This is a genomic window from Micromonospora sp. CPCC 205739, assembly GCF_036906795.1.
In the GTDB taxonomy this organism is placed as follows: Bacteria; Actinomycetota; Actinomycetes; order Mycobacteriales; family Micromonosporaceae; genus Micromonospora.
On the sequence record NZ_JBAKHS010000003.1, the window covers coordinates 309,628 to 329,061 of the forward strand.

Consider the following 19,434-nt stretch of genomic DNA (forward strand, 5'->3'; position numbering starts at 1 on the left):
CCGGTGGGCGGGAGCGGGTCAGGACTTCGGCGCCGGCTCCCGCCGGGTACGGGCGAAGGCCAGTCCACCGAGGAGCAGCCCGGCCAGCCCGGCCACCAGACCGGCGATGGCCAGCCCGGTCGCCGCTCCGTCGGAGCCCTCGTCATCGTCGTCGTCCGCCTCGGCCTGCCCGGCCGGCGACGCCCCCGGAGCGGGCGAGGCGGCGGCCGCCGAGGCCGGCGACAGGGCGAGCACCGGCGCGGGATTCTCCGGCTCCTCGCCACCGGGCGTCGGCTCCTCGATCCAGCGCGCGATGTTGCCGTCGGAGTACGTCTGCAGGGTCTTGAAGACCATCCGGTCGACCTGCGGCAGCGGCCCCATCGACACCGGGAACTCCTGGAACTGGCCGGGCTTGACCGCCGCCTCGCCGGTGGCCGTCCAGGTCAGCTTCGACACCGCCTCGGTGAGCTGGCTGCCGTGCACCTCGACCGGCGGGTCCACCTTGCGCTTCTCCACCGCCACCGTCCAGCCGGCCACCGGCATGGTGGAGACCGAGCCGACCGGCGCGTTCTCCGGCAGCACCACCTCGACCTTCGTGGTGGACGCCGTGTCGCTCTCGTTCGGCACCCGGAAGGCGAAGCGGCCGTAGGAGCCCTGGGTCGCGTCCGTCGGGTTGACGGTGACGTGCGCCGAGGCCGGTCCGGCGAAGCCGAGCACCGCCGTGGTGACGGCGGCGAACGCGAGAGCGGCGGCGGTTGCGGGACGCCGGAGACGGATCATCTGTGGGAGAGCCTTTCTCGTTACCTGATCGGCACGGTGGCGGTCACCGTGGCCTGGTCGATGTCGGAGGTGCGGACGGTGACGCGCAGCTGCCACTCGCCCGCCGCCGGGAAGCTGATCTCCCCGGTCGCGTGGTTGTCGGTCAGCGGCAGCAGCGGGATCTCGATCGGCTCGATGCCCGCCGACGGCAGGGCGGCGGTCGCCTTCCACTCGGCCACCGGCTGCGGCCGGTTGTCCCTGGTGTACGCGTACAGGTGCACCGAGTTGTTGCCCCGCTCGGCCGGGTCCAGCTCCACCTGCAGCGAGTAGATCGGGCTGGTCAGCGTGGTGGAGAAGAAGCCGGTGGCGGTACCGGCCACCTCACCGGCGGCGACCCGGGCCGGGGTGGTCTGCACCAGGGTGGTCGTCACCCCGAGCACCACCGCGGTGATCGCCAGCTCGGCCCAGATGGCCCGCCGCACCGGCACCGGGCGCTGCGCGGCGGTGCGCCGCCGCACCAGCCACCGCGAGTACGCGGCCACCGCCATCACCAGCGCGAAGAGCCCCACCTTGGCCAGCAGCAGCCGGCCGTACGTGGTGTCGACGAGTGGCCGTACGCCGCCCACCTCGATCAGCCCCTGCACGATGCCGGCGAGCAGCAGCGCCGCCACCGCCAGCGCCGCCCAGCGGGACCAGATCGGCAGGATCGCCCCCAGTTCCCGCTCGTCGGCGCGGCGCAGCAGGAAGACCGCGAGCATCACCAGGCCGCCCAGCCAGACCGCCATGCTGCCCAGGTGCACCGCGTCGACCACCACCGACACGGCCGGCGCCGGGGAGGCCGCCGGGTGCCCGGCCAGCGGCCAGGTGAACAGCGCCGCCCCGCCCAGCACGGCCAGGATCAACGCGTCGGTACGGCCGACCGGGCCCCGCGTCAGCGGGCGCAGCAGGAACGCCGCCGCCGCGAGCAGCCCCAGCCGGACCAGGTGCGCCGTGCCGTACGTGCTGCCCAGCACCTCGGTGAAGCCGTCCCCGGTGACGGCGGTCAGCCCACCCCCGGCGGTGTACGGCACCTGCAACCACAGCTCGGCCAGGGTGGCCAGGGCGAGCAGACCCACCCCCGCCCAGGCCAGCCGGGCCGGGCCGCGCCGCGACAGCCGGTGCGGCCAGAGCGCGGCGAGCACCAGGGCCGGGCCCGCCACCAGCAGCAGCCCCACGTAGCCCAGGTACTTCGCCACCTTCACCGCGGTCTCCACCACCGGGTTCGCCCGGCTCTCCGCCCCGGAGTCGGTGGGGGGCGTCGAGGGGGCGCCGACCGAGTAGGTGAACGCGCCGGAGACCGGGTGGCTGTCGGCGGAGATCACCCGGTAGCTGACCAGGTAGGTGCCGCGCGGCCCGGACGGGTCCACCGGCACGGTCACCACCGGGCCCTCGAAGGTGGGCTCACCCCGGTCGGCCCGCGAGCCGTCCGGGGCGATCACCCGGATCTTGCCGGTGACCTTGCGTACGGACTCGCTGAAGGTCAGCACCACCTCGGCCGGGGCGTTCGGCACCACGGCCGAGGCGACCGGGCTGCTGCTGGCCAGCACGGCGTGGGCGCTGGCCGGGCCGGCCGGGGCGAGCAGCAGCGCGACGAGGGTGACCAGCAGGCCGGCGGCGGTGCCCAGCCGGGCGACCCAGCGACGATCGACGACGTTCATGCCGGCCATGCTCGCCGACCCGGCGCCCCTGCGGCGACCCGGCCCCGTACCGGGGCCCGCTCGGCGAGCGGACCCGACGGCCGGCCGGCGCGGACGGCCGGCCTCACCCGCGCCCCGCCGCGATCGCGCGCGACCAGGGCCGGTCGGCGTCGCCGCTGACCCGGCCGAGCGCCCAGAGCAGCCCCGCCTGCACCACGGCGGCCAGGTGGCCGATCTCGTGCACCAGGGCGGTGGTCGAGTTGGCGATGTCGACCGCGCTGGTGCCGGCCAGGCAGAGCGCCAGCACCAGCGCCACCGGCAGGAAGGCCCGGGCCCGCTCCGGCCGCCAGGCGGCCAGCGCGAAACCCACCGCGAGCGCCACGTCGAAGGAGGCCATCTCCCGGCTGGTGTGCGGGTCGGCGGCCACGCCCAGCCCGGCCAGCAGGACCGGCAGCGCGATGGCGAGCTGGGCCACCGCGGCCACCGCCACGGCCACCCGCAGCACCTGACGACGGGCGGCCCGGACGGCGGCCGGCGAACGCCCGGCCAGCACCGGGTCGGCGGCGACCGCGGCCAGCACCCGGGCGGTCAGGTCCGGCACCTGCACCGAGCGGACCCGGGTGAGCCGGGTCACCTGCTCGGCGCGGGACAGCCAGGAACGGCAGTCGGGGCAGGTCGCGGTGTGCGCGTCCAGTGCCGCGGCCGGCGCCTGCGGGTCCTCGCCGTCCAGCCGCGCCGACAGCGCCACGCGTACGTCGTCGCAGTTCATGAGCAGGTAGTCGGGTGACGGGCCGGGAAAGTTCCCGACGTGGGCCGGGCCATAGAAAGGGCCGAAGGGCCCTGCTCTCCCCGGGTACGCGGCGTAACCTCGGGTGACGTGATCCCCGCCCCGCGCGACACCACCGCCGGCCGCTCCGACGCGGCCCCCGGCGCTGCGGGCGACACGGCGACGCACTGGGCGCTGACCGCACGCGACGGTGATCCCCTCGCCCAGGCCGCCTTCGTCCGGGCGACGCAGGCCGAGGTGTGGCGGTTCACCGCCGCGCTGGTCGACCCGGACAGCGCCGACGACCTCACCCAGGAGACCTACCTGCGGGCGTTCCGGGCGCTGGCCGGCTTCGAGGGGCGGGCCAGCGCGCGTACCTGGCTGCTCGGCATCGCCCGCCGGGCCTGCGCCGACCACCTGCGCACCGTGGTCCGGCGGCGCCGCCTCGACTCCCGGCTCGTCGCCGACGCGCACACCGACCGCCCGTACCCGGACCCGGCCGGGCACCTCGGCGCCACCGACCTGGTCCGCCGGCTGCCGGCCGAGCGCCGCGAGGCGTTCGTGCTGACCCAGCTGCTCGGCCTGTCGTACGCCGAGGCCGCCGCCGTCGCCGGGGTCCCGGTGGGCACCATCCGCTCCCGGGTGGCCCGGGCCCGGCACGACCTGGTCGACGCGGTCGGCGACGCGCTGGCCGGTTGACCGGTGGAACTTACCGGCCGGACGCGACGACCAATGACCGTGACCGCAGCACGCATCCGGGCCACCCGCTGGCCCGCCGTCCGCCCCTCGGCCGGCCTCGCCGCCCGACTCGGCCTGGCCACCGTCTGGCTCGTCGCCGGTGCCGCCAAGGTCGGTGACCTGGCCGCCTCCGGGCGGGCCGTCAACGCCTACCAGGTGATGCCGTACGACGTGGCCACCGTGGTCGGCGCGGCGCTGCCCTTCGTGGAGCTGGCGCTCGGCGTGATCCTGCTGCTCGGCCTGGCCACCCGGCTCGCCGCCGGTGTCTCCGCCGCGCTGCTGGTGGTCTTCGTCACCGGCATCGTCTCGGCCTGGAGCCGCGGCCTGGCCATCGACTGCGGCTGCTTCGGCAGCGGCGGCCAGCTCGCCGCCGGGCAGGCCCCGAGCTACCTCCCGGAGATCCTCCGGGACCTGGGATTCCTGGCGCTGGCCGGATTCCTGCTGATCTGGCCCCGCACCCCCGTCTCGGTGGACGGCTGGCTGGCGGGCGAACCCGCCGTGGAGGACGACGATGACTAGTCGCAAGGGGCAGCGCGACGCCGCCCGGGTGGTACGCCAGCAACTGGCCCGGGAACGCCGGCGCAGGCGCACGCTCTGGACGTCCGTCGGCGCGGTCGTGGTGCTGGTGATCGCCGGTCTGATCGGCTGGAGCGTCTGGTCCGGCCAGAAGTCGGACACCTTCACCGCGCCGCCCGGCGCCAACGACGCCGGCAACGGCATCGTCATCGGCGGCGGCCCGGTCACCATCGACCTCTACGAGGACTACCTCTGCCCGGCCTGCAAGCGGTTCGAGCAGGTCAGCGGGGCGACGATCGACCAGCTGGTCGCCGACGGCAAGGTCCGGGTGATCTTCCACCCGGTGGCCTACCTCGACCGCTACTCCACCACCGAGTACTCCACCCGCTCGTCGGCCGCCTCCGGCTGCGCCGCCGAGGGCGGCAAGTTCAAGGAGTTCACCGACGCGCTCTTCGCGCGGCAGCCGGCGGAGGGCGGCCCCGGGCTGAGCAACGACGAGCTGACCGACATCGGCGCGGGCGTCGGCCTGAACCGGGACGACTTCGGCTCCTGCGTGCGCGACGGCACGTACCGGCCGTGGACCGACAAGGTGACCGAGGACGCCAGCCGGGCCGGCATCACCGGCACACCGACCATCAAGGTCGACGGCAAGGATGTCGCCGACCCCACCCCGGCCGGGATCACCGCCGCGGTGGAGGCGGCCGGCAAGTGACCGCCGTCCTGCTCCGGCGGGCCGGCCTGGTCGCCACCGCCGCACTGCTCACCCTGCTCGCGCTCGCCACGCCGGCCGCCGCGCACGGCGCGGACGCCCCCGACGGCACCGACTACCGCACCGAGGCGACCGGCCTCACCCCGGCCCGGCCGGGGCTGACGGTACGGGCCGTCGAGGCGGGCGCGCGGCTGGAACTGGTCAACCACACCGGCCGGGACGTCGAGGTGACCGGCTACTCCGGTGAGCCGTACCTGCGGGTGGGGCCGGACGGTGCGTACGAGAACAGCCGTTCCCCCGCCACGTACCTGAACCGGACCCTGGCCGGCGACACCACGCTGCCGCCCGAGGCGGACCCGGCCGCGCCGCCGCAGTGGCGACGGATCGCCGACGAGCCGCGGGTGCGCTGGCACGACCAGCGGGCCCAGTGGCGAAAGTCCGGGCCGCCGGCCCAGGCCGTCGCCGACCCGACCCGCACCCACCGGGTACGCGACTGGACGGTGCCGGTCCGCGACGGCGCGGAGCAGCTGGAGATCCGGGGCACCCTGGACTGGGTGCCGCCGCCGGACCCGTACCCCTGGTGGGTGGCCGCCACCCTCGGCTTCCTGGCCGTCTCGGCGGCCGGGCTGCTGCCGGCCGGCTCGATGGCCGGGGAGCGCGCGCTGCGCGCGGTCGGCGCGCTGCTGGCGCTCGGCGGCGCGGCGGCGGTGGTCCTGGTCGTCGGGCGGGAGCTGGACGCCGGCGCGCAGGGCGTCGGCGGGGTGCTGGCCGGACTGCTCAGCGGGCAGATCTGGCCGCTGCTCACCGGGCTCGGCGCGCTCGCCGCGGGCGGCTACGCGCTGGCCCGCCGCCCCGCCGCGGCCGACTTCGCGCTGGCGCTCTCCGGTGCCTGCCTGGCGCTCTTCGCCGGCGTCGCCAACCTCGGCGTGCTCTCCCGCGCGGTGGCCCCCGTCCCCTGGCCGGGACAGTACGCGCGGCTGCTGCTCGTGGCGGTCCTGATCGGCGGGGCCGGCGCGGTCGGGGCGGGCGTGCTCCGCCTGCACGCCGCCTCCCGCACCGCCCCGACGACCCGCACCGAAGTCCCCGCCTGACCCGCCCGGCGGCCGGTGCTCGGCCCCGTTTGCGGCGAGTGGGGGTGTCGCGGCGCGGGGACGGCCCGACACGCCGCAAACCGGCGCGGATCGACCCCGCGCGGGTGTCAGGGGCGGGGCAGGGAGTGCGGCGTGAAGCCGTAGGGGAGTTCGAGGCGGTGCCGGGCCAGCAGGTCGGCGTCGCCGAGGATGTCCGGCGTCGGGGCGTCGGCGACGATCCGGCCGGCGTCCAGGATCACCGCCCGCTCGCAGAGCTCCGCCGCGTACGGCAGGTCGTGGGTGACCATCAGCAGGGTCACCGGCAGGCCGCGCAGGATCTCCGCCAGCTCCCGCCGGGCGGCCGGGTCGAGGTTGGACGAGGGCTCGTCGAGCACCAGGATCTCCGGGCGCATGGCGAGCACGGTGGCCACCGCCACCCGACGCCGCTGGCCGAACGAGAGGTGGTGCGGGGCCCGGTCCCGGTGCTCGCTCATCTTCACCGCGGCCAGCGCCTCGTCCACCCGCTCGGCCAGCTCCGCCCCGCGCAGCCCCAGGTTCGCCGGGCCGAACGCCACGTCCTCGGCGACCGTGGGCAGGAAGAGCTGGTCGTCCGGGTCCTGGAAGACGATGCCCACCCGGCGCCGGACCTCGGCCAGCTCGGCCCGGTCCCGGCTCGCCGTCAGCCCGCCGACGCTGACCGTCCCCTCGGTCGGGGTGAGGATGCCGTTGAGGTGCAGCACCAGCGTGGTCTTGCCGGCGCCGTTCGGCCCGAGCAGGGCCACCCGCTCGCCGCGCGGCACCCTCAGGTCCACCCCGGCCAGAGCGAGGTGACCGTCCGGGTACGCGTACCGGACGCCACGAACGTCCAGGGAGACAGCGGTCTGCACGTGCCCGATCATGTCAGGACGACGGCGGTGGCGGCGATGGAGACCGCCGCCAGCGGCACCGTCGCCGCGGCCAGCCACTGCCCGGCGGTCGCCGCGCCCGCGCCCTGCCACACCGCCGGCATCCGGCCGGAGTAGCCCCGCGACACCATCGCCAGGTAGACCCGCTCGCCGCGCTCGAAGGCGCGCAGGAACAGCGCCCCCACCCCGGCGGCGAAGCCGCGCAGCTGCCACAGGAAGCGCGGGTCGTCGCCCCGGGACACCCGGGCCACCCGCATCCGGCGGGCCTCGCCGACCAGCACGTCCAGGTAGCGCAGCATGAACGTGGCGATCTGGGTGATGATCTGCGGGCAGCGCAGCCGGTCCAGGCCGAGGATCAGGTCACGGGTCGTCGTGGTCCCGGCCAGCAGGAGCGACGCGAGTACGCCGAGGGTGCCCTTGGCGATGATGTTCCATCCGCCGTACAGGCCGTCGACGGAGAGGTCGAGCCCGGCGACCGGCACCCGCTCCCCCGCCCCCAGGAACGGCAGCGCGAAGGCGAACAGCACGAACGGCAGCTCGATGGTGGCGCGCAGCAGCAGCCAGCGCAGCCCCACCCGGGCCAGCACGGCGACCCCGGCGACCAGCAGGGCGTACCCGCCGAAGGCCCAGAACGCCTCGCGCGGGGTGGCCACCACGGCGAGCGTGAAGAGCACCATCGCCGCGATCTTCACCTCGGGGGCGAGCCGGTGCACCGGGGAGGCGGCCTCCCGGTAGAGCACGTGCGCGTGTCCCGCGCCCATCCGCGTACCCCCTGCTCAGCCGGCCGTGCCGGCCGGCTGCCGGTCCTCGCGCGCGGCGTCGTCGGCGTCGCCGCTGCCAGCCGGGCCGCGCCGGCGCAGCAGCCAGAAGACGCCGCCGCCGACGGCGAAGGTGAGCAGCACGCCGAGCACCCCGGACAGGCCGGTGGAGAGGAAGTCGTTGTCGACGCCCCTGATGCCGTAGTCGGCCAGCGGGCTGTCGGCCAGCTCGTGGTCCTTCGCCTGCTGGGCCGGGCAGGAACCGCCGGTGATCTCGTCGTCGGCGTTCACCGTGCAGCCCTTGAGCAGGGAGGAGTCCAGCCCGTCCGGGTGCGACGAGGCGTAGTTGCTGACCACGCCGGCGAGCAGGAGCGCGACCAGCAGGCCGACCGCGACGAAACCCCAGGAACGCTTCCTCACCGGACACCTCCGACGGCCGGGACGGGTGCCGGCGTGGCGGGCTTCAGGGCGCGCAGCGCGTACACCAGGTCGGGGCGGACCTTCGCGACGGTGACCACGGTGGTCGCGGTGATCAGGCCCTCGCCGATACCGATCAGCAGGTGGACCACGGCCATCGTGCCGGCCAGGCCGGTGATGTTGCCGCCCAGGTCGGTGGTGCCGCCCAGCCAGTACTGGACGACGAAGCCCTGGGCCGCGACCACCACGCTGAGCAGCGCGGAGACGAACGCGGTGGCCCCGAGCCCGGCCGGGGTGCGCGGCAGCACCCGCAGCAGCCCGGCGATCAGCAGGTACGCCGCGGCGGTGCCGAGGATCGCCATGTTGGTGATGTTCAGCCCGAGCATCGCGACGCCGCCGTCGCCGAAGACCAGGGCCTGCACGACCAGCACCACCGCCACGCAGAGCGCGCCCACCCAGGGACCGACCAGCATGGCGGCGAGCGCGCCGCCGAGCAGGTGGCCGCTCACCCCGGCGGTGAAGATCGGAAAGTTGAGCATCTGCACGGCGAAGATGAACGCGGCGACCAGGCCGGCCATCGGGGCCAGCCGGTCGTCCAGGTCACGTCGGCCGCGCAGCACGCAGAAGGTCAGCGCGGCGAGCGCGACGGCCGCGAAGATGCCCGCGACGGGACCGTTGATGATCCCGTTCGAGATGTGCATCGCCAGGGTTTCCACACGGCGCAGCCTATTTGGCAGACCTCGTTGTTGCCAAGATTTGGCAACAAGCCATGTTCTTGATCACCAGGGGCCGGGCGCGTGTCGTCCGCCACCGCCCGCAGCGGCGGTAAGGTCGCTGCCATGACCGCGCCCGACCGCCTCGCCCCCGGCGACCCCGCTCCCGACTTCACCCTGCCGACCGACACCGGCGAGACGCTCTCCCTGGCCGACCTGCGCGGCCGCCGGGTCATCCTGTACGCCTACCCGGCCGCGATGACGCCTGGCTGCACCAAGCAGGCCTGCGACTTCCGCGACTCGCTCGCCTCGCTCCAGGCCGCCGGCTACGAGGTCGTCGGCATCTCCCCGGACAAGCCGGCCAAGCTGGCGAAGTTCCGCGAGCGCGACGCCATCACCTTCCCGCTGGTCGCCGACGCCGACAAGGCGGTGCTCACCGCCTACGGCGCGTACGGCGAGAAGCAGATGTACGGCCGGACGGTGACCGGGGTGATCCGCTCGACGTTCGTCATCGACCCGGACGGCAAGATCGAGCGGGCGCTCTACAACGTCAAGGCCACCGGTCACGTGGCGAAGCTGCGCCGGGACCTCGACCTCGACTGAGGCTGTCGTACCGGGCCGCTACGGTCCGTGCGTGGTCCGATACAAGTACACGCCGGAAATGCTGGCGGAGGCGGCGGCGCAGGCCCGGAGCGTCACCGACGTGCTGCGGCTGCTCGGCGTGCGTCTGAGCGGTGGCTCACACGCGCACATCAGCCGGCAACTCAAGCGCTTCGGTATTGATACGTCCCACTTCACCGGCCAGGTGCACAACAAGGGTGCCAGGGGAATCCGCACGCCCCTACCGCAGCAGTTGGTCAAACGTCCCGCCGGCAGCCGGAGGGTGCCCGGCTGGCGTCTCAAGCGGGCGCTGGCGGCCATCGGCTTGCCGGAGGAATGCGAGGCCTGTGGCGTCGGCAACACGTGGCAGAACGCACCGCTGACCCTGCACGTCGACCACATCAACGGCGACTTCCTCGACAATCGCGCGCACAACCTCCGGTTACTCTGCCCGAACTGCCACAGCCAGACCGCCACCTACGCCGGCTCCCGGAGGCCGGCTGTGGTCGAGCCGGATGTGGTCTACGATCCGGAGGCTGTGACACCGACCGGCTTCCCGATCGGCAGACGTCTTCGCCGTCGGCCGGAGTGGCCGTGGAAGCTGACGGTGTACACGGTGAAGGGGCCGTAGCCCAATTTGGCAGGAGGCATACGGTTTAGGTCCGTACCAGTGCGGGTTCGAGTCCCGTCGGCCCTACTTCTCCGGAGCCCGGCAGTCACCGGACGGCTGTCGGGATCCTCACGATCGCGGGCTCACGCCGCGCCCCTTCGTCAGGATGGCGAGGGTGAGCCTGCGTTTCGTCCTCGACCCCGACCTCACCCCTGACCTGCGCGCCCGGATCGTCGACCTCTGGGTCGACGTCACCAACGCCGGCGGCGCGGTCGGCTTCGTCGCCCCGGTCACCGCCGCCGAGGTCCGTCCGGTCGCCGAGCGGACCCTCGCCGAGATCACCGACGGGCCTGACCGGCTGCTCGTCGGATACGAGGGCGAGCGGCTCGTCGCGGTGCTGATCTTCGCGGACAACCGGTTCCACCTGAAGACGCACTGGGGCATCCTCAAGCGGGTGATGGTGCACCCGGACACCCAGGGCCGGGGCCACGGCCTCGACCTGATGCGGGAGGCCGAGCGCCGCGCCCCGGAGCTGGGCTGGCGGGCGCTGCACGTGACGGTCCGGGGTGGGCTCGGCCTGGAGCGGTTCTACGAGCGGCTCGGGTACCGAGAGGTGGGGCGGCTGCCGGCCGCGCTGCGGTTGGCGCCGGGCGACGACCGCGACGAGATCTTCATGTGGCGGGACCTGGACGAGCCGGCCGGCTGACGGTCAGCCGCCGCAGCCGCCCGCACGGGTCGGCTCGACTGTCGCCACCGCCGCGTCGAGCACGGCCGGCGGCGAGGCAGCGGCCGCCAGATCTGCCGAAGCCGACGGCGACGCGGACCGGCTCGGGCTGGGACGCGCCGACGGCGACCGGGTCGGCTTGGCCGTCCTGGCGGGAGCGGCACCGCCGTACATCCTGACCGCGCTGCGCTGCACCTGCCCCGGTGCCATCCGGATGCCGGTGGCGGTGGCGCGGTGCCCGTACACGTCGGTGACCCGGATGGCGTACGGGCCGGGGCCGGCGCCGGAGTCGATCATCCAGTAGTTGTAGTCCTGTCGTACGGCGGCGCGCCACGCGCCCGAGTCGCCCCGCCGCACCTCGACCGAGCGCAGCGGGTTGCCGTGGTCGCCGACGAGCACGGCGAACCACCACTGCGAGGAGCCCTCCTTCATCCGGAAGGTCAGCGGGCCGGGCAGCGGCGGGTCGACCACCGCGCGGTAGCTGATCCCGACGATGCCCTGCACCGGGTCGGCGATCTCGGCGAACGCCTCCCGGGACAGGTCGAGGTGACCGGGTGCGCACTCGGGGCACTGGTCCATGACCAGCACCCGGACGGTGCCGCGTGGGCCGGTGACGTCGAGGAAGCCGCCGCAGGCGGCGCCGGCCGCGTACTCGGACGGGCCGAGCGCGACGTAGAGCCGGTTGGCCGGTGCGGAGGGGAGGGAGCAGTTGCCACCGGCGCCCTTCGAGTCGTAGAAGGTGGCCTTTCCCTTGTGGACGGCGTCACCAACGGGTGGCGCGGCGAGGGCCGGCGGTGCGGCGCAGGCGGGCGCGGCGCCGGAGCGCAGGGCGAGGCTGAGCCCCACCACGGTGGCGAGCGCCGCGACGCCGCCGGCCGCCAGCCAACGGGTACGGGCGGTGCGCGGTGCCCGGCGGCGGCCCACCGTGGCACGGGGAGCGGAGTCGCTGGGAGCGCTGCCGTCGGTCACGCCGGTCGATGTTGCCGGAACCGGTCCGCGGGCGACAAGCCGGCTAAGCGAAAGCTAAGACGCCCGCCCCGGTCGGGGCGGGCGTCCTCACCAGGCCACGCCGATGCCGTCGCCCGGATACCAGTGCTCGCGCGGGGTCTCCCGGTAGGCGAGGAAGCGCCGGCCGGTGCGCTCGGCGTGGGCGGCGAGCACGTCGGTGTGGGTGACGTTGTCGGTGAGCAGCAGCGCCCCGGGGGCCAGCTTCGGCTCGATCGCCTCGAACTCGCGCTTCTCGTGCGCCCGGCTGTGGTCGCTGTCGTGCAGGAACAGGTCGACCGGGCGGTCCAGCGCCGCGATGGAGGCGATGGAGTCGCCGATGACCAGGTCCACCACCTCGGACCAGGGCGCGGTCCGGGCCAGGTAGCCGGCCTCGGGGTTGATGTCCAGCGAGGTGAGCCGGCCGGGGTGCCCCTCGGCGGCGTTGCGCAGCAGCGCGGCGGCGAGCACGCAGCTGCCGAGCCCCTTGTCGACGCCGGTCTCCACCACGTGCGCGGGACGGGTGGCTCGGACGATGGCGTACCAGCCGATGCGGCGGGCGTACCGGACCTGCTTGTCGGCCAGGCCGCGGCGCGCGGACCCGGCGGTGGCCCGCTCGATGTGGCCGCGCAGCGTGTCGTCGGACTCGATCTCGTCGAGATACGCGCGGACCTGCTTGATCGGCACATCGCAGACGATGCTGACGAACCAGGCGAGGTGCTGCCGGCTGAGCTTCGTCAGGTCGTAGGTGTAGTTGTGGTGCTCGCGAGAGGTGAAGAGCCACCGGGTGGTGGTACGGATGACCTTGGCGTCGTGCCGGGCGACCCGGGCGAGCCGCTTGGGGAAGGCGGCGACCGGCGCGAGGCGGGTGCGGGCGATGGCCCGGCGAAGCGTCGTTGCGTCCACGGGAGGGTTCTACCAGTTCCAGGTTGCCAACGGGGAGATGCGGCCGGATGGGAAAACGGCAGGGCCCGTATGGGGGTCACCCGGGCGAGCGGGCACTCAGTAGCATGCGCGCATGCGTGAAGGCCAGCAGCCCGTCGAGCCCGATCCGGCCGAGCCGGCGGCGACGTCCTCCGAAGTAGAGTCGCCGCAGCCGCGTCGACGCCGTCGGGGCCGCCGGATAGCGCTGGTCACGCTGCTGGTGGTGGCGCTGCTGGGTGCCGGCGGCGCGGGCGCCGCGGCGTTCTACCTGCGGTCGGTGGAGAAGAAGATCGACCGGGTGGACGCCTTCACCGAAGTGCCGCAGGACAAGCGCCCGCCGGTGGTGGCGAAGGACGCCATGAACATCATGATCCTGGGCAGCGACTCCCGCGACCCGGAGAACAGCGGCGGCTCACGCAGCGACACGATCATCCTGGCCCACCTGCCGGCCGACCGGAAGAGCGCGCAGCTGATCTCCATTCCCCGGGACACCTGGCTGCCCGTCCCTCGGTCGAAGGACGGCCGGCACGGTGGCCGGGAGGCGAAGGTCAACGCGGCCTTCGCGTGGGGCGGGCTGCCGCTGATGGTGCAGACGGTGGAGGAGTTCACCGGGGTGCGGGTCGACCATGTGGCGATGGTGGACTTCGCCGGATTCAAGGAGATCGTGGACGCGCTCGGGGGCATCGAGATCGACGTGGAGCAGGGGTTCACGTCGACGCACTCGCTGAGCCGGGACGGCCGGCGTACCTTCGTCGCCGGACGGCAGACGCTCGACGGTGACGCGGCGCTCGACTACGCCCGGGAGCGGTACGCGTTCGCCGACGGCGACTTCGCCCGTATCCGGCACCAGCAGCAGGTCATCAAGGCCATTCTGGACAAGGCCGCCTCGGGCGGGGTGCTGACCAACCCGGGAAAGCTCAACGACTTCCTCAAGGCGACGACCGACGCGGTGTCGGTGGACCGGTCGATGTCCATCTTCAGCCTGGCCGGCGAGTTGCGTCACCTGCGCAGCGGCAACCTGGCCTTCTACACCTGCCCCACCCGGGGAACGGGCCGGGTCGGGAGCGAGAGCGTGGTCTTCGCCGACAAGCCGAAGGCGAAGACGTTCTTCGACGCGGTCCGGCGCGACGCGGTCGCGGACATCACGCGCGCCGCCCAGTAGTCGCGCCGGCGGCGGCCCCGCCCGTACCGCGAGACCGCCTCGCGACGACGGGCCCGGCGCGTGGAATCATCGTCCGGTCAGGCTGCGGGTTCCGGCCGGGGCGGCGGCGCGCCATGTCACGGGGAGGGAACACATGGTTCACGAGGACGCCGCGGGACCACCCCGGCCCCCGGTCAGCCGGCGGGCGTTGTTGACCGGTGGCGCGATCGCCGCCGGGGTGGGCTCGTCCGCGCTGGTCGGGGCCACTGTCGGTGGTGCGATGGCCGACGGCGCCACCGGCGCGGCAGTCGTCGACGTACGGGCGTACGGCGCGGCAGGGGACGGCGTCACCGACGACACCGCGCGGATCCAGGAGGCGATCGACGCCGCCCGGCCGAACGGCGGCACGGTCTTCTTCCCCGCCGGGACGTACCTGACCGGTCGGCTCACGCTGCACTCGCGCATCCACCTGCGCGGTGCCGGCGGCGACGCGACGACGTTGCGGCTGCGGCCCAACGCGAACTCCGCCATCCTGGAGTCCGATGGTTTCACCCGGTTGACCGGCACCCGGTCGGATGACGGGATCACCCTGTTCAGCGTCCGGGACCTCGCCCTGGACGGCAACAAGACGCAGAACCCGCGCGGCGGCTTCGGTCTGCGCCTGTACGGCTACGGGTACGAACTGTCCGAGGTGATCGTCTTCGACTGCCGCAACGACGGTGTGGTCAGCGAATGGGGACCGACGGCGGCGTTGCCGGAGGGGTCGCACCAGATGGAGGCGCGGCTGTCCGCGGTGCGGTCGCACGACAACGACGGTCACGGGATCAACTTCACCGGGCCACACGACTCGATGTTCCTCAACTGCCTGGCGTTCCAGAACGGTGCGAGCGGATTCCGCCTCGCCGGCGAGTCGACCGGCACGCTGATGGTGAACTGTCACGCCTGGGGCATCCGGCAGGACCTGGCGTTCGACCTGGCTGCCACGGCCATCGGCTGTGTGAACTGCTACGCCGACCTCAATGGCGGGGTCGGGGTGCGCATCTCCCGCAACGACTGCCGATGGATGTCGGGGCTGGTCCTCGGCTACAACCACGCGCAGGAGATCGGCGTTCAGTTCGCTCCCGGGGCGCAGCCGGACGAGCCGTCCGGTTGCCTGGTCGACAGCCGGATCGTGAACTGTGGCACGGCGGCGGTCGACTTCGGCGCTGACCGGGGTCTGTCCAGCGTCCGGGCGAGCCTGTGGCAGCCCGGGGCGTTGGACGAGGCCGGCGGGCACGTGCCCGGCACGGGCAGGGGCTGGATCGGCACGCCCGCAGCGACGACGCAGGTGGAGATCACGCAGGGCCTCGGGCATCCGCGGAACAACCTCGTGGTGACTCCGGCCTTCGACCTGCGCGCCCAGGCCACTCCGTCGGCGCCCGGCGACGGGGCGGTCCGGGTGTTCGCCCGGCAGGTGGGCGGCCGGACGCAACTGTGCGCGCTGTTTCCCAGCGGTGCGGTGCAGGTGCTGGCCGCCGAGGCGTGAGGCGCCGGGGCGGCCGCTACAGCCGGACCGCCTCGCCGCTGCTGGGTACGACCGCGGCGGTGTCGTCGGCGGGACGGCCCGGCCGCATCCGGCCCAGGAACCAGATCACGACCAGCACCTCGCCGACCACCAGCAGCAGGACCAGGTCTCCGGGGCGGGTGGCCTGGACGACCGCGACGGCCAGGACGGCGAACGCGACGACCCGGGACCCGACGGCGGAGACCAGGTAGCGGCGCGGCGCGGCCCAGATCATGTGCCGGGTGGAGAGCCAGGTGGAGACCATCAGCAGGGCCTTGTAGGCGCAGTACAGAGCCACCACGGTGACGCCGACGGCGGCCAGGTCGGTGGCCAGCAGCTCCCGTACCCGAGTGCCCCCGAGCACCATCACCGCCGACACGGCGAGCAGGGCCGCCACGGTCAGCCCGCGGATGGCGGTCCAGCGACGGCTGCGTCGGCCCGCCACGACGTCCTCCCGGGTGCTCGCCGAGAGCAGCACGTGGAAGGGCCCGAAGGCGAGGTCCATCGCGCGCAGCACCACGACCGTGGCCTGCCCGGCGACCGCGCCGGCGACCGACGGCAGCGCGATCGAGTACGACAGGTCGACCACCGCCGCGAAGCAGTACACCGAGCCGACGGAGAGGGCGGGGCGGATACCGGGGCGCACCTGGTCGCCCCGGGTCGGCGGCATGCTGAGCAGGGCCCAGGCCAGGACCGCGACCTGGGCCGGTACGGCGGCGACGTCGACCCGCAGGCCCACGGCGACGAAGGCGACGGCGCCGACGACGGTGCCGACCGCCGTGAGCTGCGGGACGAGGTTGGCCCGCAGGGGCGAACCGCTCCTCATGGTGGCCCAGAACAACGCCTCGATCGGCAGTTGCAGCAGCACCGGCGTGACCATCAGGAGGCGGTCTGCGACGCCGGTCTGCGGCAGGGCGACGGTGGCGGAGAGGTAGCCGACCACGCCGACGGGCAGGGCGGTGACCATCGCCACCGAGCGGGCCCAGCGTCGCAGGTCCCAGTCGTCGGGCACCAGGCCTGCCGCGAGCGGCCGGCCGACGAGGGCCTCCATCAGGGCGTACGGGAGGGCGAACAGCGCCCCCTGCAACGCGACCAGCGGCAGGTGGGCGGTGTCCCACCAGGACGCGAGCAGGAAGACGGTGACGCTCGCGAGGCGGGTGAGCGCCTGCACCGACAGCTGGGTGCGTTGCAGGGCCGCCGTCCGGGCCGCCAGGCGACGCACGGTCACCGTCGCGGCTGCTCGTCGGGGACCGGGCCGGCCGGCGTCGCCACCGGCGGGACCGGGTCCGCAGGGGCGGGGATCGACGGTGGCGGTGGCAGCACCGGCACCGGGATCCGCGGCGCCGGCGGCAGCACCGGAGCCGGTGGCGCGGGAGCGGGCGCCGGTCGCAGGGCGTACGCGAGGAACAGGGCCAGGCACATCATCGCGCCCGGGTACTCCCACGCCTCGATCATCAGCGACGCGCAGGCGAGCCCGACCAGGATCGCGGTGGGTGGCACGGCCGTCTGGTCCTCGGCCCCACGCCGCCAGAGCCGCCACAACGCCCAGCCGAGTGCGACGACGACCGCGACCGCCAGCACCGGGCCGAGCTGCAACGCCAGGCTCACGAAGTAGTTGTCCACGAAGATCTGCTGCCCGGAGGCGATCCGGGAGCTCGTCGCGGCGCCGACACTGCCGATCCCCTGGCCCCAGGGCGGAAGGTCGTCGCTGAGCAGCACGGACCAGACCTCGAAGCGGTCGAACAGGCTGCGCGCCCCGGTGGCCCCGACGGCGACGAAGGCGACCACCAGGCAGGCGACCACGGCCAGCCCGAGCAGCCGGGCCCGCCGCCGGGCGGCGGCACCGCCCGAACGGTTGACGACGACGGCGGCGACCACCCCGGCGGCCACCAGCAGTGCCCCGGACCGGCTGGTGCTGAGGGCGAGACAGAGCAGCGCGGCAGACCCGCCCAGGTGCCAGGACCACCGGGTCGGTCGCGCCCCCGGGGTCAGCCAGAGCGTCAGGTAGCCCAGCAGGTACGCGCCGGCCAGGATGCCCAGCTCACCGTTGAACTCGGTCAGCCCGGGCACCCGGAAGGTCTCGCCGATGTAGCGGACCGCCCGCCCCTCCTCGAAGCCCCACTGCACGAGGCGGGCCGGGCCGACCAGCAGCTCGGCGATCGACGCCACGGCGTTCGCGACGAGCAGCCACGACATGACGGTGACGAGGGTGGCGAGCCGGTCTCCCGGCAGGGCGGCGAGCACCACGAGCAGCAGCAGCGGCACCACCATCAGCCGGACACCGACGAGGGTCTGCGCCACCCCGTGGTGGTCGATCCCGAGGAGGCTCCACACGCCGAGGACGACGACCGCCACCGCTGCGGCGACGAGGTGCCGCCGGTGCCAGCGGCCCCGCGCCACGGTCAGCGTGAAGAGCACGCCGACGACCAGGCTGGCGGAGATGCTCAGCACGTAGTCGCGGCCGCCGAAGGCGTCGCCCACCAACTCCTCGAGGCCGACGAACCACAACCCCAGCGGGACGGTGAGCACGAGCGCCACGTAGCTCAGCCCCGGCACCGGACGGACCGCGACGACACCCACCAGGGCCAGGAAGACCGGTAGGACCGGGGAGAGCCCGGCGAGCGGTGCGAGCACGGCGGCCAGCGACAGGACGGCGCCGATCGCCAGCCAGGTGCGACGTGCGGTGCGGGGCCGGCGTGCGGTCTCGGAAGTCATGCGGAGGTCACCTCGTGCGGGAGCGTATCCGTCACGCAGCCGCGGGTCCGGACCGCCTCGTAGCTTGCCAGGACGGCGTCCACGTGCCGGTCCCAGTCGAGCCGGCGACCGTCGCGGGCGGCGGACGCGGCCAGGGCGGCGTACTCGGGCTCCGGCAGGCGCGCCGCACGGGCCAGCAGCGCGGCCAGTGCGGCCCGGTCGTCGAAGGTCAGCACCGATCCGTCGGAGGCCATCGGCGGCCGGGCGACGGTGCTGGCGATCACGGGTCGGCCCGCGGTCAGCGCCTCCACACAGGAGAGGGGGAAGTTCTCCGCCCACTGGCTGGGCAGGAGTAACCAGCCGGCGTGCTGCATGGCGTCCTCCTTGCCCGGCCCGTCCAGGTAGCCGAGGTAGCGCACCGACGGCGTCGTACGGGCGGTCTCCTCCACTCTGCCGCGCAGGGGACCGTCCCCGGCGACGAGCAGGGTGGCGCCGGTGGTCGCCGCGACGTCCGACCACGCGTCCAGCAGCAGGTCGACGCCCTTGTGCCGGCTGAGCGCGCCGAGGAACAGGAAGACGCGCGGGTCACCGGGCCGCCACTGGACGCGCCACCCCCGCGGGGTGGGTACGGCGAGCGGGATCACCCGTCCGGCGAGCCGGGACGCGCCGGGCACGTGCCGGTGCACGATGTCCCGGGTGCGCTGCGCCGGCCAGAGCAGGGACACGTGGCGCAGGCGGCGCACCAGCCAGGCCGATCGCACACCCAGCGCCAGCTCCGCAGCGGGTGACCGGCCGCGGTTCGCCAACGCGTTGTTCGGGTCGCAGATCGCGTAGTCGTGCACGGTGTGACAGGTCGGGTAGGCGCGGGCGAGGCGGGCGACGGGTAGCACGCCGATCCCCTGCCAGTTGTGCACGTGCACCACGTCCGGGGCGAAGGAACGCAGGTCGGCGGCGCGCAGCCCGGTCGGGTCGACCAGGTCGCCCATGTGGGTGAGGAGCTTGCCCACGCGGGGCCGGCCCTGGCCCAGGCGGGCCGCGAGGCGCGGAGCGACCGGCTGGTCGTCCGGCTCGGCGTTGGCGGACGGACGGCTGAAGACTCGGACCTCGTGGCCGCGGTCGGTGAGGGACCGGGAGAGGTCGCGCAGGTACCGTTCGGCGCCGCCGGCGATGGCGAACGAGGAGTGGACCATGGCGATCCGCACGGCGCG

Annotated in this window: 21 protein-coding genes and 1 tRNA gene; 10 read left to right on the forward strand and 12 right to left on the reverse strand. The window is 74.3% G+C overall.

All coding sequences use genetic code 11. From position 1 onward, the window contains the following. Positions 1–18: 18 nt before the first annotated feature. From V6U88_RS07570 to V6U88_RS07580, 3 genes are all read right to left on the reverse strand, one after another. A complete protein-coding gene (locus tag V6U88_RS07570) occupies positions 19–759 on the reverse strand; it encodes a YcnI family copper-binding membrane protein (protein WP_334451075.1) in 741 nt (246 codons plus the stop codon). Between the two features lie 20 nt (positions 760–779). Beyond that, positions 780–2,444, reverse strand: coding sequence for a copper resistance CopC/CopD family protein (locus V6U88_RS07575; RefSeq protein WP_334451077.1), 1,665 nt, complete (start codon positions 2,442–2,444; stop codon positions 780–782). A 94-nt stretch (positions 2,445–2,538) separates the two neighbouring features. Beyond that, complete coding sequence (locus V6U88_RS07580; RefSeq protein ID WP_334451078.1) at positions 2,539–3,183, reverse strand: zf-HC2 domain-containing protein; 645 nt, start codon at positions 3,181–3,183, stop codon at positions 2,539–2,541. 108 nt (positions 3,184–3,291) lie between these two features. Between V6U88_RS07580 and V6U88_RS07585 the strand changes: the two genes are divergently transcribed. From V6U88_RS07585 to V6U88_RS07600, 4 genes are read left to right on the forward strand one after another with little or no spacing between them, the layout of a single operon-like run. Beyond that, the gene (locus V6U88_RS07585) at positions 3,292–3,879 is read left to right on the forward strand and encodes a sigma-70 family RNA polymerase sigma factor (protein WP_334451079.1); all 588 of its coding nucleotides are present in this window, start codon (positions 3,292–3,294) and stop codon (positions 3,877–3,879) included. A gap of 33 nt (positions 3,880–3,912) precedes the next feature. After that, entirely contained in the window at positions 3,913–4,437 is a 525-nt protein-coding gene (locus tag V6U88_RS07590) for a MauE/DoxX family redox-associated membrane protein (RefSeq protein WP_334451080.1), read from the forward strand. After that, positions 4,430–5,146, forward strand: coding sequence for a DsbA family protein (locus V6U88_RS07595; protein WP_334451082.1), 717 nt, complete (start codon positions 4,430–4,432; stop codon positions 5,144–5,146). The genes V6U88_RS07590 and V6U88_RS07595 overlap by 8 nt, the downstream gene beginning before the upstream one ends. Then, entirely contained in the window at positions 5,143–6,234 is a 1,092-nt protein-coding gene (locus V6U88_RS07600) for a hypothetical protein (protein ID WP_334451084.1), read from the forward strand. Before V6U88_RS07595 ends, V6U88_RS07600 begins: the two co-directional genes overlap by 4 nt. A 107-nt stretch (positions 6,235–6,341) precedes the next feature. On the opposite strand, the gene V6U88_RS07605 is transcribed toward V6U88_RS07600, so the two are convergent. The 4 genes from V6U88_RS07605 to V6U88_RS07620 are packed head-to-tail and all read right to left on the reverse strand — an operon-like array spanning position 6,342 to position 9,009. Beyond that, positions 6,342–7,112: an energy-coupling factor ABC transporter ATP-binding protein gene (locus tag V6U88_RS07605; protein ID WP_334451086.1), complete on the reverse strand. Its 771-nt coding sequence runs from the start codon at positions 7,110–7,112 to the stop codon at positions 6,342–6,344. Continuing rightward, on the reverse strand, positions 7,109–7,879 hold the full coding sequence (gene cbiQ, locus V6U88_RS07610) for a cobalt ECF transporter T component CbiQ (protein ID WP_334451088.1): 771 nt from the start codon (positions 7,877–7,879) through the stop codon (positions 7,109–7,111). Before cbiQ ends, V6U88_RS07605 begins: the two co-directional genes overlap by 4 nt. A gap of 15 nt (positions 7,880–7,894) precedes the next feature. Then, positions 7,895–8,296, reverse strand: a complete 402-nt coding sequence (locus V6U88_RS07615) for a PDGLE domain-containing protein (protein ID WP_334451090.1) — start codon at positions 8,294–8,296, stop codon at positions 7,895–7,897. Continuing rightward, on the reverse strand, positions 8,293–9,009 hold the full coding sequence (locus V6U88_RS07620) for an energy-coupling factor ABC transporter permease (protein WP_334451091.1): 717 nt from the start codon (positions 9,007–9,009) through the stop codon (positions 8,293–8,295). Before V6U88_RS07620 ends, V6U88_RS07615 begins: the two co-directional genes overlap by 4 nt. 123 nt (positions 9,010–9,132) lie before the next feature. On the opposite strand from V6U88_RS07620, the gene bcp reads away from it, so the two are divergent. The 4 genes from bcp to V6U88_RS07640 all read left to right on the forward strand — a co-directional run bounded on the left by bcp (position 9,133) and on the right by V6U88_RS07640 (position 10,922). Beyond that, positions 9,133–9,609 carry a thioredoxin-dependent thiol peroxidase gene (bcp, locus tag V6U88_RS07625; RefSeq protein WP_334451093.1) on the forward strand — a complete coding sequence of 159 codons (477 nt, stop codon included), beginning with the start codon at positions 9,133–9,135 and terminating at the stop codon, positions 9,607–9,609. A 31-nt stretch (positions 9,610–9,640) separates the two neighbouring features. Continuing rightward, positions 9,641–10,237 carry an HNH endonuclease signature motif containing protein gene (locus V6U88_RS07630; protein WP_334451094.1) on the forward strand — a complete coding sequence of 199 codons (597 nt, stop codon included), beginning with the start codon at positions 9,641–9,643 and terminating at the stop codon, positions 10,235–10,237. Further along, positions 10,228–10,303: transfer RNA gene (locus V6U88_RS07635), tRNA-Leu, on the forward strand. The genes V6U88_RS07630 and V6U88_RS07635 overlap by 10 nt, the downstream gene beginning before the upstream one ends. A gap of 88 nt (positions 10,304–10,391) precedes the next feature. Next, positions 10,392–10,922 (forward strand): GNAT family N-acetyltransferase, encoded by a 531-nt coding sequence (locus V6U88_RS07640; RefSeq protein ID WP_334451096.1) that lies wholly within the window; start codon positions 10,392–10,394, stop codon positions 10,920–10,922. 3 nt (positions 10,923–10,925) lie between these two features. Here V6U88_RS07640 and V6U88_RS07645 read toward each other — a convergent pair whose 3' ends face one another. Both V6U88_RS07645 and V6U88_RS07650 read right to left on the reverse strand, forming a co-directional pair. Beyond that, positions 10,926–11,909 carry an expansin EXLX1 family cellulose-binding protein gene (locus tag V6U88_RS07645; protein ID WP_334451098.1) on the reverse strand — a complete coding sequence of 328 codons (984 nt, stop codon included), beginning with the start codon at positions 11,907–11,909 and terminating at the stop codon, positions 10,926–10,928. 87 nt (positions 11,910–11,996) lie between these two features. Beyond that, positions 11,997–12,830: an O-methyltransferase gene (locus tag V6U88_RS07650; RefSeq protein WP_334451100.1), complete on the reverse strand. Its 834-nt coding sequence runs from the start codon at positions 12,828–12,830 to the stop codon at positions 11,997–11,999. Positions 12,831–12,942: 112 nt separating this feature from the next. Here V6U88_RS07650 and V6U88_RS07655 point away from each other — a divergent pair, with 112 nt between their 5' ends. Together V6U88_RS07655 and V6U88_RS07660 are read left to right on the forward strand one after the other, a co-directional pair. Continuing rightward, positions 12,943–14,010, forward strand: a complete 1,068-nt coding sequence (locus tag V6U88_RS07655; protein ID WP_334451102.1) for an LCP family protein — start codon at positions 12,943–12,945, stop codon at positions 14,008–14,010. A 133-nt stretch (positions 14,011–14,143) separates the two neighbouring features. Next, positions 14,144–15,514: a glycosyl hydrolase family 28-related protein gene (locus V6U88_RS07660; RefSeq protein WP_334451103.1), complete on the forward strand. Its 1,371-nt coding sequence runs from the start codon at positions 14,144–14,146 to the stop codon at positions 15,512–15,514. Positions 15,515–15,530: 16 nt separating this feature from the next. On the opposite strand, the gene V6U88_RS07665 is transcribed toward V6U88_RS07660, so the two are convergent. The 3 genes from V6U88_RS07665 to V6U88_RS07675 are packed head-to-tail and all read right to left on the reverse strand — an operon-like array spanning position 15,531 to position 19,428. Continuing rightward, a complete protein-coding gene (locus V6U88_RS07665) occupies positions 15,531–16,760 on the reverse strand; it encodes a hypothetical protein (RefSeq protein WP_334451104.1) in 1,230 nt (409 codons plus the stop codon). Then, positions 16,757–18,247, reverse strand: a complete 1,491-nt coding sequence (locus V6U88_RS07670; RefSeq protein WP_334451105.1) for a hypothetical protein — start codon at positions 18,245–18,247, stop codon at positions 16,757–16,759. Before V6U88_RS07670 ends, V6U88_RS07665 begins: the two co-directional genes overlap by 4 nt. After that, positions 18,244–19,428 (reverse strand): glycosyltransferase, encoded by a 1,185-nt coding sequence (locus tag V6U88_RS07675; RefSeq protein WP_334451106.1) that lies wholly within the window; start codon positions 19,426–19,428, stop codon positions 18,244–18,246. Before V6U88_RS07675 ends, V6U88_RS07670 begins: the two co-directional genes overlap by 4 nt. Positions 19,429–19,434: the final 6 nt, after the last annotated feature.